Annotated in this window: 17 protein-coding genes and 1 pseudogene; 6 read left to right on the forward strand and 12 right to left on the reverse strand. The window is 41.3% G+C overall.

The features are described 5' to 3' along the window. Positions 1-208: 208 nt before the first annotated feature. Positions 209-784 carry a Uma2 family endonuclease gene (locus V7K48_RS15875; RefSeq protein WP_335073997.1) on the reverse strand — a complete coding sequence of 192 codons (576 nt, stop codon included), beginning with the start codon at positions 782-784 and terminating at the stop codon, positions 209-211. Positions 785-1,038: 254 nt separating this feature from the next. On the opposite strand from V7K48_RS15875, the gene V7K48_RS15880 reads away from it, so the two are divergent. From V7K48_RS15880 to V7K48_RS15900, 5 genes are all read left to right on the forward strand, one after another. Further along, a complete protein-coding gene (locus V7K48_RS15880) occupies positions 1,039-1,254 on the forward strand; it encodes a hypothetical protein (RefSeq protein WP_162400202.1) in 216 nt (71 codons plus the stop codon). After that, positions 1,247-1,675 (forward strand): hypothetical protein, encoded by a 429-nt coding sequence (locus tag V7K48_RS15885; protein ID WP_335073999.1) that lies wholly within the window; start codon positions 1,247-1,249, stop codon positions 1,673-1,675. The genes V7K48_RS15880 and V7K48_RS15885 overlap by 8 nt, the downstream gene beginning before the upstream one ends. Positions 1,676-1,947: 272 nt before the next feature. Continuing rightward, on the forward strand, positions 1,948-2,169 hold the full coding sequence (locus tag V7K48_RS15890; RefSeq protein WP_334970068.1) for a hypothetical protein: 222 nt from the start codon (positions 1,948-1,950) through the stop codon (positions 2,167-2,169). Then, a complete protein-coding gene (locus V7K48_RS15895; protein WP_335074001.1) occupies positions 2,157-2,600 on the forward strand; it encodes a type II toxin-antitoxin system VapC family toxin in 444 nt (147 codons plus the stop codon). Before V7K48_RS15890 ends, V7K48_RS15895 begins: the two co-directional genes overlap by 13 nt. Beyond that, on the forward strand, positions 2,597-2,797 hold the full coding sequence (locus V7K48_RS15900; RefSeq protein ID WP_335074003.1) for a hypothetical protein: 201 nt from the start codon (positions 2,597-2,599) through the stop codon (positions 2,795-2,797). Before V7K48_RS15895 ends, V7K48_RS15900 begins: the two co-directional genes overlap by 4 nt. Before the next feature lie 212 nt (positions 2,798-3,009). Here V7K48_RS15900 and V7K48_RS15905 read toward each other — a convergent pair whose 3' ends face one another. From V7K48_RS15905 to V7K48_RS15920, 4 genes and pseudogenes are all read right to left on the reverse strand, one after another. Beyond that, a complete protein-coding gene (locus V7K48_RS15905) occupies positions 3,010-4,149 on the reverse strand; it encodes a hypothetical protein (RefSeq protein ID WP_335074005.1) in 1,140 nt (379 codons plus the stop codon). 667 nt (positions 4,150-4,816) lie between these two features. Then, positions 4,817-8,803 carry a magnesium chelatase subunit H gene (locus tag V7K48_RS15910; RefSeq protein ID WP_335074007.1) on the reverse strand — a complete coding sequence of 1,329 codons (3,987 nt, stop codon included), beginning with the start codon at positions 8,801-8,803 and terminating at the stop codon, positions 4,817-4,819. A 729-nt stretch (positions 8,804-9,532) separates the two neighbouring features. After that, positions 9,533-10,135: a hypothetical protein gene (locus V7K48_RS15915; protein ID WP_335074009.1), complete on the reverse strand. Its 603-nt coding sequence runs from the start codon at positions 10,133-10,135 to the stop codon at positions 9,533-9,535. Between the two features lie 363 nt (positions 10,136-10,498). Further along, positions 10,499-11,265, reverse strand: a pseudogene (locus V7K48_RS15920) (Rpn family recombination-promoting nuclease/putative transposase). A gap of 102 nt (positions 11,266-11,367) precedes the next feature. On the opposite strand from V7K48_RS15920, the gene V7K48_RS15925 reads away from it, so the two are divergent. Beyond that, positions 11,368-12,663 (forward strand): lipid-A-disaccharide synthase, encoded by a 1,296-nt coding sequence (locus V7K48_RS15925; protein WP_335074011.1) that lies wholly within the window; start codon positions 11,368-11,370, stop codon positions 12,661-12,663. Positions 12,664-12,736: 73 nt separating this feature from the next. On the opposite strand, the gene V7K48_RS15930 is transcribed toward V7K48_RS15925, so the two are convergent. From V7K48_RS15930 to V7K48_RS15960, 7 genes are all read right to left on the reverse strand, one after another. Next, a complete protein-coding gene (locus tag V7K48_RS15930; protein ID WP_335074013.1) occupies positions 12,737-13,123 on the reverse strand; it encodes a hypothetical protein in 387 nt (128 codons plus the stop codon). 128 nt (positions 13,124-13,251) lie between these two features. Continuing rightward, the gene (locus V7K48_RS15935; protein WP_335074015.1) at positions 13,252-13,467 is read right to left on the reverse strand and encodes a hypothetical protein; all 216 of its coding nucleotides are present in this window, start codon (positions 13,465-13,467) and stop codon (positions 13,252-13,254) included. Between the two features lie 379 nt (positions 13,468-13,846). Further along, positions 13,847-16,501 (reverse strand): DNA mismatch repair protein MutS, encoded by a 2,655-nt coding sequence (gene mutS / locus V7K48_RS15940; protein WP_335074017.1) that lies wholly within the window; start codon positions 16,499-16,501, stop codon positions 13,847-13,849. A gap of 545 nt (positions 16,502-17,046) precedes the next feature. Further along, positions 17,047-17,583, reverse strand: a complete 537-nt coding sequence (locus V7K48_RS15945) for a hypothetical protein (protein ID WP_335074019.1) — start codon at positions 17,581-17,583, stop codon at positions 17,047-17,049. Between the two features lie 8 nt (positions 17,584-17,591). Beyond that, a complete protein-coding gene (locus tag V7K48_RS15950) occupies positions 17,592-18,866 on the reverse strand; it encodes an AAA family ATPase (protein WP_335074021.1) in 1,275 nt (424 codons plus the stop codon). Between the two features lie 94 nt (positions 18,867-18,960). Continuing rightward, positions 18,961-19,179: a type II toxin-antitoxin system HicA family toxin gene (locus tag V7K48_RS15955; protein WP_094351755.1), complete on the reverse strand. Its 219-nt coding sequence runs from the start codon at positions 19,177-19,179 to the stop codon at positions 18,961-18,963. Between the two features lie 2 nt (positions 19,180-19,181). Continuing rightward, positions 19,182-19,427: a type II toxin-antitoxin system HicB family antitoxin gene (locus V7K48_RS15960; RefSeq protein ID WP_335074023.1), complete on the reverse strand. Its 246-nt coding sequence runs from the start codon at positions 19,425-19,427 to the stop codon at positions 19,182-19,184. Between the last annotated feature and the right edge of the window lie 342 nt (positions 19,428-19,769).

Here is a 19,769-nt window from a genome sequence, read left to right on the forward strand (position 1 = left end):
GTCTCCAAGAGTTGGCATCGCCTTTCAGAAAACCTCAAAAATAAAGCGATCGCCTGTTGTGGAAGAGTGAGCGATCGCACTTCGCACATTATCAAAAGCGATCGCCTTACAGAAAACCTCAAAAACAAAGCGTAGACGCATAGCGGCTTGTCGTTAGACATCGCCTGTTGGGAAAGGGTGAGCGATCGCACTTCGTATTTTTATCAATTTACCAAATATGTTTAAGATTAAGCACAAATTCAGGTAGTACATCTTCTCCTGATAAACTAGCAGGAGATTGCAGCACTTCAACATCTCTACCAGAGCGATAAATTTTTACTTGCCTAGTCTCTAAATCAATTAACCAACCTAATCTAGCACCGTTGTCTCGGTACTCTTGCATTTTATTTTGTAGCCTTTTTAAACAATCAGAATCAGAACGCAATTCTACTATAAAATCAGGACATAGAGGCGGAAATCCCTCTTTTTGCTCCTGTGTGAGAGAATCCCATCTGTCACGTTTTAACCAAGACGCATTAGAAGAACGAACTGCCCCATTTGGTAAAATAAACCCAACCGAAGAACCAAAAGCTATGCCTAGTAACTCATCACGATTCCACATTCCAAGTTGAGCAGTTAAATTAGCATTGCGGTTGCTAGTTAAACCTCCAACTAGAGGCATTAGTAGCAATGTGCCATCAGCATTACGCTCAAATCTGATTAATTCATTTATCTGACATAACTGGAAGAATTGCTCATCTGTTATTTGAAGAACAGGAGCAAAGTTGATAATTAAGGCATCCATAAAAAAATTTAAACTTGAATATTCATTTAGAGTAGCTCGGCATAGACATCATCCTCAGCATTATCCCAAACTGTATCCAGCGATCGCCTTGCAGAAAACCTCAAAAACAAAGCGATCGCATTATTAGCTGCTTGAATTGTCTCACCTGTAAGTCGCAGACGTGATTATTCTAGTTGTAGCTTGGGGTAAACGCAGTGAAACCCAACGAATAAACTATGATCAAGAAGCAGACTTGATTTACTAGAGTGCTTTGCATGGTTTCAGCAGAATTAATCTCCACTTTGCGAGAACTTAGTCGAGCAGATAAGTTTTACATTATGCAGGTTTTAATCTCAGAGTTAGCCCAACAAGAAACTGATCTGATTAAGCCTGATCAGTCCTATCCTGTATGGTCGCCTTATGATGCAGTTGAAGCAGCAGATACCATGTTAAAAGTGCTACAAGCTGCTAAAACTCAAGACCATGCGTAACGCTGAACGGTATTCTTTTATTCCGATTGATGTTGCATTAGGCGAAGCCAGTTTCCGCCCCTATCTACCCCTTACTTTGATCTACCAGCAAAGTTCTGTGATCACATCCGGTCTGTTGGATACTGGAGCGAGCGTGAACGTGCTTCCTTATCCAGTAGGAGTTGAGCTTGGGTACGTGTGGGAGCAGCAGATAACTGCATTGAGTTTGACAGGTAATTTAGCTCAATACCACGCGCGTGTCGTGGTTCTTCAGGCAGTAGTTGGGCAATTTGAACCTGTACAACTTGTGTTTGCATGGACACAGGCTACAAACGTACTGCTGATTTTGGTGCAAGTTAACTTCTTTATGGAGTTTGATGTTTGTTTCTACCGTTCCCATTTACAGTTTGAGATCAGCTTTAAATCGGTAGCATCAGAGTAGATTTATTGTAGTTGCCTGCCACCTTACACTTCAGAGTAGCGGACGCAAGCCGCTGGTGGAGGCTATTATGAGCAGCGATCGCCTGTTGTGGAAGAGTGAGCGTTAGCATTCGCGAAGCGTCTCGTAGAGAAGCTCACCGTAGGTATCGCCTTACAGAAAACCTCAAAAACAATGCGTAGAGGTGTAGCAGCTTGTCGTTAGACATCGCCTGTTAAGAAATGCAATCCGTCTATATTTGACTTAGAATCCAGAAAAGTGGAAGTGTAAATTTTATGTCTAATTATCAAGAAGTACTACTACAAGCTAAAAGCCTAACTCCTGAAGAGCAAATACGCTTAATCGAAGACTTGTCAAGCTTAATTCGTCAACAGGTGACGATGACACCTAAGCCAAAGCGTAGTATCCTCGAATTACGTGGGTTAGGTAAAGAAATCTGGAATGGCGTTGATGCACAAGAATACGTTAATCAGGAACGTGATTCATGGAATGGCTAGTCCAGCTACAGGGGCAAATTGTGGGTTTGGATACTGCTCCACTGATTTACTTTATTGAAGAAAATCCTAATTATTTGGATGTTACAGATGCTTTTTTTGAAGCGATGTTTCGTGGTGAGTTTAGTGTTGTAACATCAGTTTTGACTATTACGGAAGTGTTAGTCTATCCCTTGCAACAACGAAACACACTATTAGCTCAACAATATCGTGAAATTCTATTTAATTCCCAAGGTTTGACTACTATCGAAGTTTTTCCTGACATTGCTGAAAATGCAGCACAATTAAGAGCAGATTATAACTTAAGAACCCCAGATGCTATTCAGATGGCTACTGCTATTCATGGAGGTGCATCATTTTTATTGACAAATGATGCGCGGTTGCCGTCTTTACCAGCGTTATCAGTGTTAGTGTTGGATACACTTATAGTTTGAGTCTTTTTGTATGTTGCGATCGCCTTGCAGAAAACTTCAAAAACAAAGCGATCGCCTGTTGTAGAAAAGTGAGTGCGATCGCACTTCGCACATTCCCAAAAGCGATCGCCTTACAGAAATCCTCAAAAATAATGCTATCGCTGTTGTGGAAGAGTGAGTGCGATCGCCTTGCAGAAATCCTCAAAAACAAAGCATAGACACGAAGCGCGGAACTGGAGACGCTCCGCCTCCGGGCTTGTCGTTAGACATCACCTGTTGTGAAAGAGTGAGCGATCGCTTTACAGAAAACCTCAAAAATAATGCTATCGCCTTGTAGAAAACTTCAAAAACTAAGCAATGACTCTTGTGGAAGCGTGAGCGATCACACCCCACATCCCAAAATCTCTCAAAGTGCGATCACACAAACATACTAATAATTATTTAACCAGACCCAAATATTAGTGAATAAATTTTGTCGAATCTCTTCTGGAATTAGAGTAACAATAGTGAGAAAAGCAACTGCTATTGAAAGCCAAAAGGTAGCTTGTTGAAGCCTATAATTTAATGTGATTGTTTTATAAGTTAAAATCTGTTCGTAAGATAACTTCAAAATACTAAGTTGCTGTTCACAGAATTTTCTGATTCTATCAATACGAAACTTTATGTCATCTCTTAAAAGACCTGGATCATTTTCATTATGTTTTTTCCTCGACATTACTGCTGCTTCTTGACATACATAACTCAAGAATAATTCTTCATTTATCCCTGTCCAAATTCTTGAATGTTGAAAGTATAAACCGTTAATTTTTACCATTTTATAGATTGCTGATTTTAACCTTGTGAGTGTAATTTTCCCTTGCATTTGACTACTTAAATCTGGTTCTATCTCAGTTTTTAAATCTATAATTATATCCTCTAAAACTTCATAAAAATGTTCTAATGCTAGCAACGATAGTAAATCATGAAGTGTATAATTAATTCTTCCAGATGGTGAATCTTTATGGAATGCATACTTCGATTTATCATAATCGGCTAAACTGATTAATACCTGATAGGTGTGAAAATTTTGATAAAACAGTTCGTTTCTATCTACTTCATAAAAAATCCACCAATTACTGTCTCTATAAATTGGATTTTGCTTGAAAGGATATCCTAAGCTTTCAAAAAAATTACAGCAGGCCCTAAATTTGTTAGAGGTTTTTAATAGATGTTGTTTTTCAGGAATTTCACGCAAAGAAATATTTGTCTTAATAACTTCAATACAGGGCAAATAACCAAAAGCCGAAAGACCAACACCGAAGTTTTTCCTAAACATAACTACAATACTTCTGTTTATCTCTAAGAAAAGTTCCTCAAGCTCAACCTTCCTAACACCCCAAGGTGGAAGTGTAGATAAGGAAGTAATTCCATACTTAAAACTAAAGTCTAAAATTTCATTTTGAGGGGATGGAACGCTTTTAATTAAGGTAATAAATTTACGAATAAATTCGTTTGATGGTTTAACAATAATTGATAGAACAATGAAAGAAGGAGCAATATAATTTAGATGAATATTGGCACTTTGTATCAACGTTAGTGATTTATCATTTTTTCTATTTTTAAATGAAAGTGTGCCGACATTAATGGATGAAGCGCCTCCAGCCCCAGAGTTATATATATCGTTAAACCACTGATTAAGGTTTTCTTTATCACCGACGGAAAATGAAGGGTAGTTGGAGAGTAAGTTATTTAAACCTTGTTGAAGCTTGGGAAAATCTTACGAAAAGAATAAGTCAGAGAAGCCAACTTGATCTAACTCAACTTCTAACTCACTTGGAGAAGCTATTAATTCATAATCGTGAGGGTGTAACTTATACTCTGCGTGGTGTTTTAAAGACTCCAAGAATTTCAGCTTGGGATTTTCAAGCTTCTCTGAAAATTCAAGTATTCTTTTCGTTGCCTTTATTCGTAATGATTGCCAAAATGTTCTCTTTGGTTTAGACCGATTTCGCATACATACAACTCTAAATCTATTGCAAGAAACATAAAAAGTGCTATATCTACACAAATTACCTTGAGACTTTACTGTTTATTGAATTTCCATATATCTTTTTTCATAATAACCAGTATCCTAAAGACTAGGTAAACAATCTAGGAATACTTGCCGCTAAACTGGCTTTCTATATCCAGTAAAAAGTCAAATAAATGCAGAAAGCACGGTATCACCGTGCCTCCTACCTTATTGGTTAGGTATAAACCTAGTCTATCCCTTCAATCCGGTCTTCAACTTCTTGGTACAACTCGCGCAGGCGATCTAAATTTTGCTCGCTAGTCTCCCAATAACCGCGTCCATTCACTTCCAATAAAGTTGATACAACCTTGCGGAAAGAATGGGGATTAAGGTTCAGCAACCGTTTCTGCATTTCCTCATCTTTGATGAAGGTTTCGTTAGTATCCTCGTAAATCCAGTTATCCACAGCGCCGGCTGTCGCACTCCAACCCATCGTATTTACCAACCGCTTGGAGAGTTCGCGCACACCTTCGTAACCGTGATTCAGCATCCCCTCGTACCATTTTGGATTTAACAATTTGGTACGCGCATCTAAGCGCACGGTTTCTGATAATGTCCGCACTTGAGCGTTAGCTGTGGTTGTATCTGCAATATAAGATGCTGGTTTTTTACCATCACCCCGCAGACTTGCCACAAGCTTAGTGGGATCTGAATCGAAGTAGTGAGAAACGTCCGTCAAGCTAATCTCGGAAGAATCCAGATTTTGGAAAGTTGCATCAGCAGTTTTCAAAGTACTTTCAAAAATCTGCCGGGATTCGTCCATTATTCCGGGGTTATCGGAATTGAACGAGAAGGATTTCCGATTGAGATACATGTCCTGCAACTCGGCTTCGCTATCCCAAGTACTGTTCTCTACCGCCAAGTTGATATTTGACGAGTAGGAACCAGAAGCGTTGGAGAAGACGCGCGTCGCTGCTTGACGCAGATTAATCCCCATATCCTCAGCTTGCTGCAAAGCATGTTTGCGAACAAAGTTCATTTCTAAGGGTTCATCTGCCTCAGCTGCCATCTTCACCCCTTGATCTAGCAGGTTCATTTGGTTGATGAACAAGTCGCGGAATACACCAGAACAGTTGATTACCACGTCAATTCTGGGGCGTCCCAACTCTTCTAGAGAGATCAATTCCAATTTGTTCACGCGTCCCAAGGCATCGGGAACCGGACGTACGCCCACCATCCACATAATTTGCGCTAGGGATTCGCCGTAAGTTTTGATGTTATCGGTTCCCCAAAGGACGCAGGCAATGGTTTCTGGCCATTTACCTTCATTTTCCGCCTTATTACGTGCCAAAAGCCTGTCTACAACGATTTTGGCTGATTGGACTGCTGCTGTTGTAGGGATCGATTGGGGATCGAGTGCATGGATATTCTTACCCGTGGGCAAGACATCCGGGTTGCGGATGGGATCACCACCAGGGCCAGGTAGGATATACTCCCCTTCTAAGCCTCTGAGTAATGCTCCTAGTTCGTTGTCGGCACAAACTTGTTGCAGACAGAATTCCAAATACTCAAATAAAGGTTTGAGTGTGGCTGTGTCAACTTTGGGATAACCTGCTTTATGCAATGCTTCTACCCAAGGTTCTTTTTTGCCCATGTTGAAGAAATTCAACCGGGAAACTAGAGAAACTCGCCCTTCAGCGTCGGTTTGCTCTTGGACAAGGGCGCTAACTGCTGCACGGGTTGCTAAGGTGATATCTTGCAATAACTGGACATCTTCTAAAATGCCTCGGTCGTTACTTTGGTAAATATCGTCAATATTACGCCCAATGCTGTTAGCGATAATTCCCGGTAAGCCTTGAAGTCCTTCTTCCTGACGATCTAGACTAGCAATATTGACCAGAGTTGCGATCGCTTCTTCTGCACTTGGCGGTTTCCCAATCACGTGCAACCCACAAGGCAACAACCTAGACTCGATTTCCATCAACCTGCGGTAGACGTTGCCAACAATATTATCCCGCTGATCGGCACTCATATCTTTGGAATCGGTTTCTGGCAGATTGATATCCTTATCCAGATTCACGATCCGGCATTTATCCATGATGCTGTTAACAATGGAAATGCCGCGTCCACTATCTTTCAAGGTTTGGTAGGAAGCAATTAACTCGCTGAGTTCCTTCAAACCTTTATACAAACCAGCATTTTCTGCCGGAGGTGTCAAGTAAGAAATTGTTTCGGCATAACTCCGACGTTTGGCAATTGTCGCTTCACTCGGATTATTGGCTGCGTAGTAATACAAATTGGGAATTGAGCCAATCAAGTTATCTGGATAACAGTCGCCAGACATCCCCATCTGTTTACCTGGCATGAATTCCAAGGAACCGTGAGTACCAAAGTGCAGTACAGCGTCAGCTTTCCAAACTTGCTCTAAATAAGTATAGTAGGCAGCAAAACCGTGGTGAGGACTAGCTGAACGGGAGAACAACAGCCGCATCGGATCGCCTTCGTAACCAAATGTAGGTTGGACACCGATGAAGACGTTACCGAATTGCTTTCCATAAATCAACAGATTTTGCCCATCACTGTTGAGATGTCCGGGAGGTGGGCCCCAGTTTTCTTCTAGGCGTTGAGAGTAGGGGGTGAGTGCCTCATACTCAGGAACCGACATTTTGTAAGCAATGTTAAGTTCAGGGCTGTTGTACTGCGCTTGAGCGTCATGGATGACTTCTTGCATCAACACTTCGGCTGATTCTGGCAATTCGGGTAAGTCGTAGCCATTATTCTTCAGGGCTTTCATCACCTCATAGATAGAACCGAATACATCCAAGTAAGCGGCGGTTCCGACGTTGCCTTTATCTGGTGGGAAGCTGAAAACGGTGATCGCGACTTTTTTATCCAGCTTCGGCTTGCGGCGGAGGTTAGCCCATTTTAAGGCGCGTTCAGCCACAGCTTCAACCCGATCGCGTAGGGCGATCGCTTTCCCTGTAGTCCCATCCCTACCCGATAAAATTATCGGCTCAATTGCCCCATCTAATTCCGGAATTGCAATTTGCAAAGCTACTTGAATCGGATGCAAACCTAAATCGCTATCCATCCACTCTTCTGTGGTTTGGAAAACTAAGGGTAACGCCACCATATAAGGACGGTTTAAGCGTTTGAGTGACTCAATTGCTTTGGGATGGTCTTGTCTAGCTGGGCCACCCACTAAAGCAAAACCAGTCAGCGATATCACTGCATCTACCAACTGGATGTTGGTATTTGGTTCATAGAAGTAGGCATCCACAGGCTTGGAGAAATCCAAACCACCAGCAAACACAGGTAATACCCGTGCGCCTAGTGCTTCCAACTCCTGCACCATTGCTACATAATGGGCATCATCCCCTGTAACTAGGTGAGTGCGTTGCAATACTAACCCGACACAAGGAGCTAAGGGATCTTTTAGATCGCTAGAAATATCCTTACGAGCTGTATACCAATTGAGGTACTCTCTGACATCTTCAAACATACTCGGAGCCAAAGGATGCCAAATCCCTAAATCGGGATAAACCACCGGCTGTTGATATGTCGAAGGTGCAAAACTTTGTTTCTCTAAACCTTTAAATACATATTTATCAGCTAGCATCAGCAAGAAGTTTTCCAGATTTTCTGGAGAACCACCTAGCCAATACTGAAAACTGAGCATGAAATTTCGGGCATCCTGTGCCTTGTCCATTGGTAGGAACTTCAGCACTTGCGGCAGGGTTCGCAAAAGCTTCAGCATCCCATCTTGGAATCCTGCACCGGATTTTTCTTTGCGTTTCCGCATGAATTGGGCGATCGCACTTTTTGACTGACCCAACTGTGCCAAGGAAAAAGTGCCCATTTTATTTAGGCGCATTACTTCTGGCATGGAGGGAAAGACAACGGAAACGTCCAGCTGATCGCGGTGTGGTTCTACTGCTGCTACTACTTTCTGTGCTAAGTCTTCGATGAAAATGAGGGAAGCGATGAAGATATTCGCACTCTCAATTTCTCGTTTGAACTCTTCGTAGTTCTCTGGGTCGCGGAGTTCCTCAATTAAGTACCCGCTGATTTCAATCGCCAAGTTGGGATTGTTCGCGTTAATCGTGCGAACCGCTTGCGACAATGCACTCTGGTACTGGGACTCAAGCACGACATAGACCACCTTGATTAAATTACGTCCGCGTAAGTTATCAGGCGCAATGTGTCTAATGGTGGACTTGACGTGTGTGAACATGCTTCCTCGGCTCCTTTGATGCGTGTTCTCTACTGCAAGTTCCTAGCGGCATCAGCAGCCACAGGTAACTTACTTATTGGCAATATGTGTTTTTTATCAGAAAACGCTTGCCCACTGGGCATTTTATCGTCTATCTGATACAAATCGATATAAAAAACGAAATATTTCTTTGTATTTGTTGACTGTGTTTAAAAGTATTAGCTCATTTATTTGTAAATTTTTTGTAATATTTTTGTACTTTAATCGTTAAATAGTTATTTAAAGATATTGTTAGAGCTACAAAAAACCCGTTTGTGCGGGTTGTAAAATTGGTATGCTTGGCAAAATGTGTAGGCGTAACCCGTCGTAGGCATCGTCTAGTTACTATAATTTCTTAACTAAGAATAAAGTTTAGCTTCCATCTGTTTCAAAATCTTCTTCGGATCGTTCTTATCTCCCTTTAGAAGTGTCAAAGTAGCAAAACTTGCAAGAAATGCAACAATTGTAGATCCTCCAGTTATTCACCAAAATCTCCAAGGTATGCCGTAGAAGCACTGTAAGCAGCAGCCCCAGATAGGGTACTAATTGCAGTACCAGTGTTAGCCACATCAAAAGCGCTAAATTAAATTATTCGTGATGTATAAGTACTTACCAGACTATAATAAATCGGGTATCTAACGGTACAGCTTTTCTTACTTTTGAAGCGATCCTGTTTTAATCAAAGACACTAAGGCACAAAGATAAAAATATCTAACCTTCACGTACCATCCAAACCAACATTCCCAATAGTATTTCCACCGGGGGAACGGTATAATCGTTCAGATCAATACTCAGTGTTTGCCTTTCTAATTTTAAAAATCGCCAAGCTGTACCACTGCTAACACTACCATAAATTGTCTTAATTGGTATATTATTAATTTCATTGAATTTTTGTGCGGCAATCATTTCTGCTGCACATTGCCCTAAACCCGGTTTTAAATCACCTTTTTTTGCTTCAATAATCACGATTACAGGAGCTTCGATAAATATTTGTTCGGGTGAGCGACTAATTAAAAAATCACACACTCCACTTAAGCCTAGCTCCGATGCGACGGTAAAATCTTCACCGGAAAAAAAGCTGACTTTGCGTTCAAGAATTTTCCGAACTTCTACGAGGATAGGACTAATAATTAACTCTGAGCGAGCTTTTTCTGAACCAGTTGCTGTTGCTAGTGGTAGTCCTTCGCTTAGTGCTTCTTTGAGGTAAAAACTAGGTTCTATGGACTGCGTTTCAGGTAAAAACCGTCCACTTTCAGCCGTAGTTAAGTTAAAGTCGCGTTTGACTTTTGAGAGGGAGAAGTCGCTATAAGACATTATCAATATGATTAAATATTAATCTATGAGTATTGATCCTATCGCGTTTATAGCTGTTTTTTTGGGAATGGGATCAACAAGAGCGATCGCTAACTTGCAGAATGTTTTAGGATAAATCACCGATTCGTGGATGATGTCACTGAGCTTGATTATCATCTGTTTTAGATTGCAATTGCTGAAGCTGAATAGTTAAACCAGTAACGCTGACAATTCATGCGAGCGCTACTCCTTCAGTGAGCATATTTACTGCAATTTTTTGAGCTTTTTGTTCAATACCCTGTTCAAGCCCTTCTTGCAGAATATCTTGATAAATCACAGATATCGCGCGTAATATCACTTGGCTTGATTACCGAGAGTTTTAGCCTATAATTGTTGAACTTGTTCAATAGTTAAACCTGTGACATCTACTATTGTTTCAATATCGATACCTTTGTTAATCATTTTAATGGCAATTTCTTGAGCTTTTTGTTCAATACCTTGTTCTAATCCTTGTTCAAGCCCTTGTTGCAAAATATCTTGATAAATCACAGATTCGCGCATAGTATCACTCCGCAAAATTTTTTTAATCAACTCTTTATCTAATACTAGCCATAAGCTTTTACTGCTGTTGATGCAGCAACATTACTGCGGATTCGGGTATCGTTTAGTGCTTCAATAACTTGGGCAACTTCTTCTAAAGTTCGTGTTTTATCCTCGGTTTGACTTAAAGCTGCAAACGGTAGCAAACCTGGAGAACTGAAAAATACTTCGGTTGGCTGTTCCCAAAGTCGAATTACTTCAAATCTGTGCAGACTATTTTATAGAACAAATTCCGTTTGGTAAACTAGCTCAGAATCGCTTGGTTTTAGGTAAATAACTACCTGACGCATTCGTTTATGGGGAAATTTTCGATACACCTGCAAACGATAATCATTCATCCGAAAGGGAATATCGGCTTTGGGTGCAGTTTGGAATTCCAGATGGAGAACAACTTCATCCGACTGCAATAAAATTAGTGCATCGGCGCGGATGTGTTCGAGGGATAATTCAGATGGACTAAGTTCGGTAAGTGTAATTGGTTTACCGAGTAGCCATGTTGCAAAGTCGGCTGAAAATGACTCTGCGATAAATTTGCAGACGTTATCGAACATAGCCTGCAATTATATCAGTAATATTGTGCCTCTAGAAATTAGGAACGAATTAGGTAATATTTCCCTCTTGACTAATGACCCCTAACTCCTGACCATTAACTAATGACTCAAGTAGATATTCTCATCCTATCAAATGGCCCAGGTGAGGTAACAACCTGGGTGCGTCCAGTCGTAAAGGCGTTGCGGCAAGAACTAGGGAATGACCATTCTGTAGTGAGGATTTCTGTGGTACTATCACCTTGCTCAAATGCCAGTGGTAAAGAAGCAGCGATCGCTCTTTCTTACCCAGAAGTAGACAGAGTTCAAGGAGCAGAGCATTTTTGGCAATTTTTGCTTCGGGGCAAAACATTTGAAAATTGGGATTGGAGAAGTCGCGGTGTAGTTGTTTTCCTCGGTGGCGATCAAATTTTCCCCGTAGTCATAGGCAAAAAGCTCGGATATCGCACAGTGATTTACGCCGAATGGGAAGCCCGTTGGCATAACTGGATTGATCGCTTTGGGGTGATGAAACCCGAAGTTGCTGCCCGTGTCCCCCAAAAATATGCTCACAAATTCACCGTTGTCGGTGATTTGATGCTAGAAGCAGCAGGTGAAGCCGGGGAAAGCCTAGATTTAAATTCCCCTCTGCCCATCACTTCATCATTCAAAACTGAATTGATTGGTTTACTGCCTGGATCAAAAGCGGCAAAATTAGCTCAAGGAGTGCCATTAATTGTAGGCATTGCCGAATACGTTCACGCAAAAAGGCCCCAAACCAGATTTGTGATTCCTGTAGCCCCAACTTTGGATTTACAAACTTTAGCTACTTTTGCTGATCCTCAAAAGAATTCTATTGCTGAAATCTTTGGCTTTGGCGGTGCTTGCTTAATTGTCCCAGAGGATGCTAGAGGCAAGGCATTGCTAAAAACAACAAAGGGCTTAACTGTGGAACTCTGGCAAGAAAACCCTGCCTATGACTTATTATCGCAGTGCTGTATCTGCTTAACTACAGTGGGAGCAAATACTGCTGAACTTGGTGCTTTAGGAGTGCCAATGATTGTTTTGCTGCCAACTCAGCAACTTGACGCTATGCGTTCTTGGGATGGTTTACCTGGGTTGTTGGCAAATCTGCCAGGAGTAGGTACACCCTTTGCTAAGGTGATTAATTGGTTATTCCTGAGATTTGTGAAACGCAAAGGTTTATTAGCATGGCCAAATATCTGGGCACAGTCAGAGATAGTGCCAGAACTTATAGGTAAACTTCAACCGCAAGAAGTTGGGGAAATGGTTGTACACTTATTAGCCCATCCAGAAAAATTGGATGATATCCGCGCTAAACTCCGTAATATTCGCGGCGAAAGCGGTGCAGCCCAGAAGATAGCTACTTTGGTGAGGGAAGAGATTGAAAAGCAATTATAGACGTGACTATTTCAAAAAGACTTCGTCGTGAGCGCTACTTCGACAACGCTCAGTACCATCAAGGAATCATTGGTCACTCAGAAGGTTCTCCATCCCTGCGCCCAAGTTCATAAATGCCAGCGCCCATACAAGCTAATATACCTGTACTAATTCCCCAACTCTCACCTAAACTAATTTCCAGACCCCAGTTAAATAAAGCGCCAACTACCAAAAAAGGCACGATGCTAAATAATGAGGCATAGAAAGCATTTTGGGATTCTCTGGCTTTACGAGTCTTTTCAAATTCTGATTGGCTGGTGTAAAGCGCTCGCTCGGCAAAGTTAAACCAGCGGTTGAGTTGCTTGATTACCCATTCACTGACTCTGGAAAAACCTAGATATAGGGCTAATGACCACAAACTCGCTCCGGCGATCGCGATCGTGTCTAACTCAAAGGAAAAAGGTAAAATTTCAGTCAGCATGGGTTATGGGAGTCCTGCAAAGGGTCAACTTTAGCTTTGATGTAGATGCTAAATAAACCTCTTGTGCAATTTTAAGCATAAATGCTAACAAGATTTCAACTACTTGGCAACTTTTCTGCTCCTTTAAGCTAGGATACCAATCTATAAAAATGTGATTTGATTAATGACTCATCGTCTAATTCTACACCCGCAATTAGTTCCTGGGTAGCCTTAGATATTTCAGTTGTATAAGATTGCAGTGTATCATTTTTGACTACTTCTGTGATAGCAAAATGAAGAAACAGCCGCATCATTACTGAGTCTTCTGCGTTTTTATGATCACCAGATTGAGGTACAATCCGCAAAATATATTGCAGTATCCGGCGACAATACCTTTATCCAACTATCTGCATTGGTAAACTGAGGATGCTGCCGATAAAACTCAGCTGGTAGCCTAAACCCTGCACTGTTACCAATTTTGGTAATCCGAACGCTGTAGGAGTTGCTGATCTTCAAGCGGATCTACATAACCTACTTAGATAATAGTAATTTCTTACGCAATGCATCGGTCTGCATTGTTAATGCATCGGCTTGCAATGTTAATGCGTCAGCCGCATTGTTAATGTATCGATTTACAATGTTAATGGGTCGGCCACATTGTTAATGTGTCGGCTTACAATGTTAATCGGTCGGCTTACAATCTTAATGCGTCAGCTTACAATGTTAGGGAAATCTGGTGAGACATCAATCCAGATTTTGCAGCCCCATCGCAATCTTACTATGCTTCTCGATTTGCCCCATCACTTGTTTTGCTCGTTGAATCACCACCGCTGGTAAACCTGCCAACCTTCCCGCTTCAATACCGTAAGACTTATCAGCGCCTCCCGGTTGGACTTGGTGCAAAAAGATAATTTGATCGGGTAATTCCTTCACCGTCACCTGATAGTTAGCCACATTCGGCAGAATACTAGCCAGTTCATTTAACTCGTGATAGTGAGTCGCAAAAATCGTTCGCGCCCGAATATCCACTGCTATATATTCTGCCACCGCCCAAGCTATGGAAAGACCATCAAATGTCGCTGTCCCGCGACCAATTTCATCTAACAGTACCAGCGACCTAGATGTGGCATGATTGAGAATATTTGCGGTTTCATTCATTTCCACCATGAACGTAGATTGACCAGTTGCAAGATCATCCACTGCACCTACACGAGTGAAAATGCGATCGCATATTCCCAACCTAGCAAATCTAGCTGGTACAAAACTACCAATTTGCGCCATTAGCTGAATCAATCCCACCTGACGCAAATAACAACTTTTGCCACTCGCGTTTGGCCCAGTGAGAATGATTAAATCAGGAGTAACAGAGGAAGAGAGAGGAAGAGTGGTGGATTTCTTCTCCTTCTCCTCTGCGTCCTCTGCGTCTTCTCTGCGAGACGCTTCGCGATTGCAGTTCGTTTCTTCCCCTCCCAATTGAGTCGAATTTGGCACAAAGAAACCCGCAGGCAAAGACTGTTCCACCACCGGATGACACCCATCAACAATGTTTATCTCCCTTCCTGGCAACATTTCTGGACGACAGTAACCTTGATGCACCGCCAACTCAGCTAACCCACACAACACATCTGCCGCCGCCACTGCACGAGACAGATTGCGAATTACTTCCGCCTCTTGTGCTACCTCTTCCCGCAACGCTGTAAAAATCTCATATTCCAACTGATTTAAATCGTCTCGCGCCGTGAGAATCCGGGCTTCTCGTTCTTTCAAATCAGGGGTGATGTAACGTTCCTCATTGGTCAGGGTTTGCTTGCGGATATAATTAGCGGGTACTTGGTCAGCTTTGGTGCGGGAAATACTGATATAATAACCAAAAGTTTTGTTAAATCCTACTTTCAGTGTCGAAATTCCCGTCTTAGCCCTTTCATCAACTTCTAAATTGGCAATCCATTGCTGATCCGCTTCTACAGTCGCTTTCCTTTCATCTAACAGGGAATTCACGCTAGGGCGAATTAATCCGCCTTCTTTGATTAGTATGGGTGGTGACTCCACAAGATGCACGTGTAACTTTTGTGCTAATTCTTCCAACACACTTGGGACTTTCTGCAAAGCTTTGAGGAATGGAGAACAGGCCTCAGTTACTAAGCTGGATAATTCTGGTAAGCGTGAGAGGGAATCTGCCAAAGCTACTAAATCTCTAGCATTAGCCGTACCAGAACCCGCCCTTCCCGTCAAGCGTTCTAGGTCATAAATTTGGCGTAACAACTGCCACAAATCTTGACGCAGGGGCGTATTTTCCATCAATTCTTGGATAGTATCTTGCCGGGCCCGAATACCTTTAATATCGAGTAGCGGTTGTAACAACCACCGCCGCAAAGCCCGCCCACCCATCGCTGTACTAGTTCTATCTAAAGCCCAGAGTAGTGAACCGTGATAAGTGCCATCCCGGACGGTTTGGGTAATTTCCAGGTTACGGCGGGTTTGATTGTCAACAATTAAGTAGTCGGTGACAGTGTAGCTGCGAAGTCTTTGAAGGGTAACTGGGTTTTCTTTTTGAGTATCTTCTAGGTATTCCAGAAGACCACCAGCTGCACGAACGGCGAGGGGAAGATGATCACAACCGAGTCCTTCGAGCGATCGCACCTTAAATTTCTGCAATAATCTTGGTCTAGCTTCGCCTTGGGAAAAGGGAACTTGCGATCGCAAACTATAGCAAAATGATGGTGGCAAACATTGAGGAAGATGTGGCGAAGTTTCTCCAGGACGCAGCAAACTACCCAAATCCGGCGCATTTGTCGGAACTAGCACCTCTGAAGGTTGCAAGCGCATTAATTCCTGTGTCAAATATTCTAAATCACTACCTTGAGTCGTGAGAAATTCACCTGTAGAGATGTCTGCATAGGCTAAACCCCAATGATTTGCGGCAATTACTACTGCTGCCAAGTAATTATTGCGACTTGATTTGAGCATTCCCTCTTCCAGCAAAGTGCCGGGGGTAAGAATGCGCGTTACCTCTCGCCGCACCAATCTACCAGCAGCTTCTGAAGCATCTTCCACTTGGTCGCAAATTACTACTGCATAACCTTTTTCTACCAGCATCGTCGTGTAGCGTTCCCAAGCGTGGTGTGGAACGCCAGACATCGCCACTCGTCCCTGTTCCCCAGCTTGCTTGCTAGTGAGGACTAATTCCAATTCTTGCGCTAGTTTTACAGCATCTTGGAAATAGCATTCAAAGAAATCTCCTACCCGATACAGCAATACTGCGTGAGGATATTTATCCTTCGTCTCGACATAGTGCAGATACATTTGACTTAGCTTACTGCGGTCTACCTGTCGATGGTCGGAAATAAAAGTACTCGCGTCGGGCTTGTTAGATGGAGTTTCAGAATGAGAAGCGGTCATAGATGCTATTGGGTTACGCACGGAAATTCCCCAATCTCTGATGATAGCTTGATGTTAGAGATGAATAGCGATCGCTCAAGGATTTTTTACCCTTCGTCATATTAGCTTGCTGATTTGCCCATTGTTGCAGCTACTGTGATAAAGTGGCGATGGCTTCGCCAACACCTACGGTGAACGCAGTATGGCGAAGCTTGACGAACTTTGTCCACATCCAACAATTCTAAAAGCTTCCAGGCATGTTTGATTTTTTGGTAATCACTCTTTGTAGTGCTACGAGTTGCAAGTTTTAAGCTTAGTTCTAAACTATCTTTGTCAATAATTTCTACATTAGCATTCTTGGGAATAGAATTTTATTTAAATCACTGTCCGTAAAATTTTTTCAGAGTTGTCATGTAACTAATAAATTAAGCTTCCATTGCTTGTACTATTAAATGGCAATGACTATCATCTATATTTCATTAATGTCATAGTTGCTAAAAATAACTATGCACGGAGTTACCATAATATTTGATGATAACGTAATGTTATATGGAAATTGCGATCGCTTAAGAATATTTTATCCTTTTGGTGCGATCGCTTCGACGCGTAGGTGCTGGGGTAGCTGGTTCATAAGCCTTGAGTCCCCCATCGCCCGTAAAAATTTCTATTTGAAATGTGCTACTGGTTTTGGCGTAATATTCAGCCACAGTCTTAATTGTCGCATCTCCAATGGAAATCTTTCTAGATGCTAGAGTAGGCCATTCAGTAGCTAACTGCTTCAATTGTGTGGAATTCCAAAGTTCACCCACTTGAGTTTCAAAAACTCCCCAAGGTATAACTCCATCCGCTACTTTCACTAAAATATTACTGAAAGCTTGAGCAATTTCATATCTTTTACAGTTAGCTTGTGCAATGTGATTACCAGTTTCTATAATTGTTGCTATTGGGAGTATAAACTTTGCACCTTGTTTTTCTTCTTCCTGAAAACGGGCTTCAACTCTTTTTTTATCCCATTTATCTTTATCAGTACCACAAGTCTCTTTACCAGGTACACCTAAGTAGACGCAAAGTATGGATGTGTCAATAATCAAAACCTTTCTCATATCTCATTTTACTTATTATCAGAAAGGCTCTTTTCAATTGCGCCTTTAGTTGCTAATCTGCCCAAAGTCCCTGATGCTAGTAAAAGAGGAAGATTTTCAATATCTTCTAAAAGTGTAAGCTTACTTTCTCCAGTTTCTTTATCGCGGTGTGCGACAACGACGAAAGGAACTATTTCTGGCCCTAAAGCATCAAGTAAAGCTGGATTATGGGTAGTTAGTAAAATATCAATTTTTCTTTTGCTGCCAATTTCTCGTAGTATTCTTACCAACAATTCTGCACGCGAAGGATGAAGACCATTATCTATTTCTTCAATTACAAGTTGACTACCTTCTGGTCGTGTAAGTAATGCTGTGAGAATTGCTAGAAAACGTAAAGTTCCATCTGACATACTTCTAGCATCAATTTCTGTAATATGACCAGGTTTCCATTCTTCATGACAATAAAGCATAGCATCAGTTCCAAACCTACCGACTTTTTCCGCCCAGACTTTTTGTATATCACCTTCTGGTAAATCTTTAATGTAGGTGGATAAAGTTGATTCAACTTCTGCTTTTTGTTGATCAGGTAGTGCTGCTAGTAAACCTGCAATATTTGAAGCATCGCTTTCAAGAGTTTCAGACAGTGGTGAATAATCCCGCATATTAAAAGGAATTGGATTAAAAATAAAAATATTATTTAAAGTATTAATTGTTTTATTGATACCAATTAAGTTTTTATTTAAACCATCTTTATCATGATTTTTACGTCCAATCGAATACCTAAATAAGTTGATTATTAACTCTGAACTAACTAAAGCATCTTTATCTATATCTAAAGGATAAGATATGACAGATTTATCACTATAAATAGTCAACTTTTTATCTAAGGTCTCTTCTTGAATTCCACTATTTATTAAGTAATAATTATTTATAATTCCTACATTATTCTCTTGGCGAATTATATCTAATTCTAAAGTTTGTAAAAATGGTTGCGTCTGTACTGTGATACTATAAATATAATCAGTATTGTCATCTTCGCCCTCTACAATTGACTTCAAGGTAAATTGAGTTTTCGGTCTAAGTGCAGCCCACTCTACACCACCTCGAATTGAAGAAAGTTTTTCATCTCCTACTAAAGCTACTTCAATCCCTTTGCCTTTCACTATTCTTTTCAAAAATTCCAAAGCCTCAATTACATTAGATTTGCCACTCGCATTCGTTCCAATTAAAATAGTCAACGGGTCTAATGGAAGCTCTGCATAACAGAAACTTTTCCAATTTTTGAGAATGAGTTGCTTAAGCATGATCAACTCCAAAAATGCTAAAATTCTATTTTTACTAATACTCTTGATAACAATTTAGGGTGCAAATTGCAGAGTTTAATACAGCTTTCAAATTTTACTCACCTAACCATTCTTCACGAGAAACTCCAGCTTGTCGCAATAGCCGCGACAATAGACCCACACTAATATCACCCTCATGAGGATTGGTAATAATTACAGTAACATCACCTCGCCGCATTTGTGGATGCTTTCCTCCGGCATAGGGGCCTTCAAAACCCAACTCTTGCAGACGTTTTACTAAATCACGCCAAGAAACAGGAGTTAATCTAGACATTTTTATACAGGTTTGGTCAGTTCATTGAGGTTGATACTAGCAATTACAGGAATCGTTAACCCCAAATGTAACCGTAGCGCCAGCCAATCACTTAAAGCTTCTTTTAATTCCCGTCTACATCCCTCTAGGGTTTTATGACTTGCCCAGACTCCTTGTAAGCTTGGAATTTCACCCCAATAAGTTTGATCATCTTCAATGATCTCATAAACCGCTAGTTCCATTGCTTGGTCAATGTAGCTTGCCAGCATAGCAATTAAAAAATCCAGTACTCTACCTAAATTTAGCTCCTACCAGTGGCGATCGCACAAAGTTTTTTCATCCTTCAACATCTCACCAAAAACAACAAAGCTAGTAAGATGAGTAAAAAATTGCATAATTACTCATTTCACTAGCTATATTTTGCTGCGCTTTTGATAATTTATGCTTCTGGCGGCAAATCTACACTGTAAAGAGTTTTCCCTACCAAGTTACGCAATGTTACCGTCATCACCTTTGTATAGAACCCATTTGATATCTTTTTTAGCTGGCAGCTAGTCTTTTAAGCATCAGTCTGATAAAACAAAGCTTGAGCTTGGCATTGGCACGAGCGA

Origin of the sequence: Nostoc sp. (assembly GCF_036919615.1) — a bacterium.
Lineage (GTDB): Bacteria > Cyanobacteriota > Cyanobacteriia > Cyanobacteriales > Nostocaceae > Nostoc.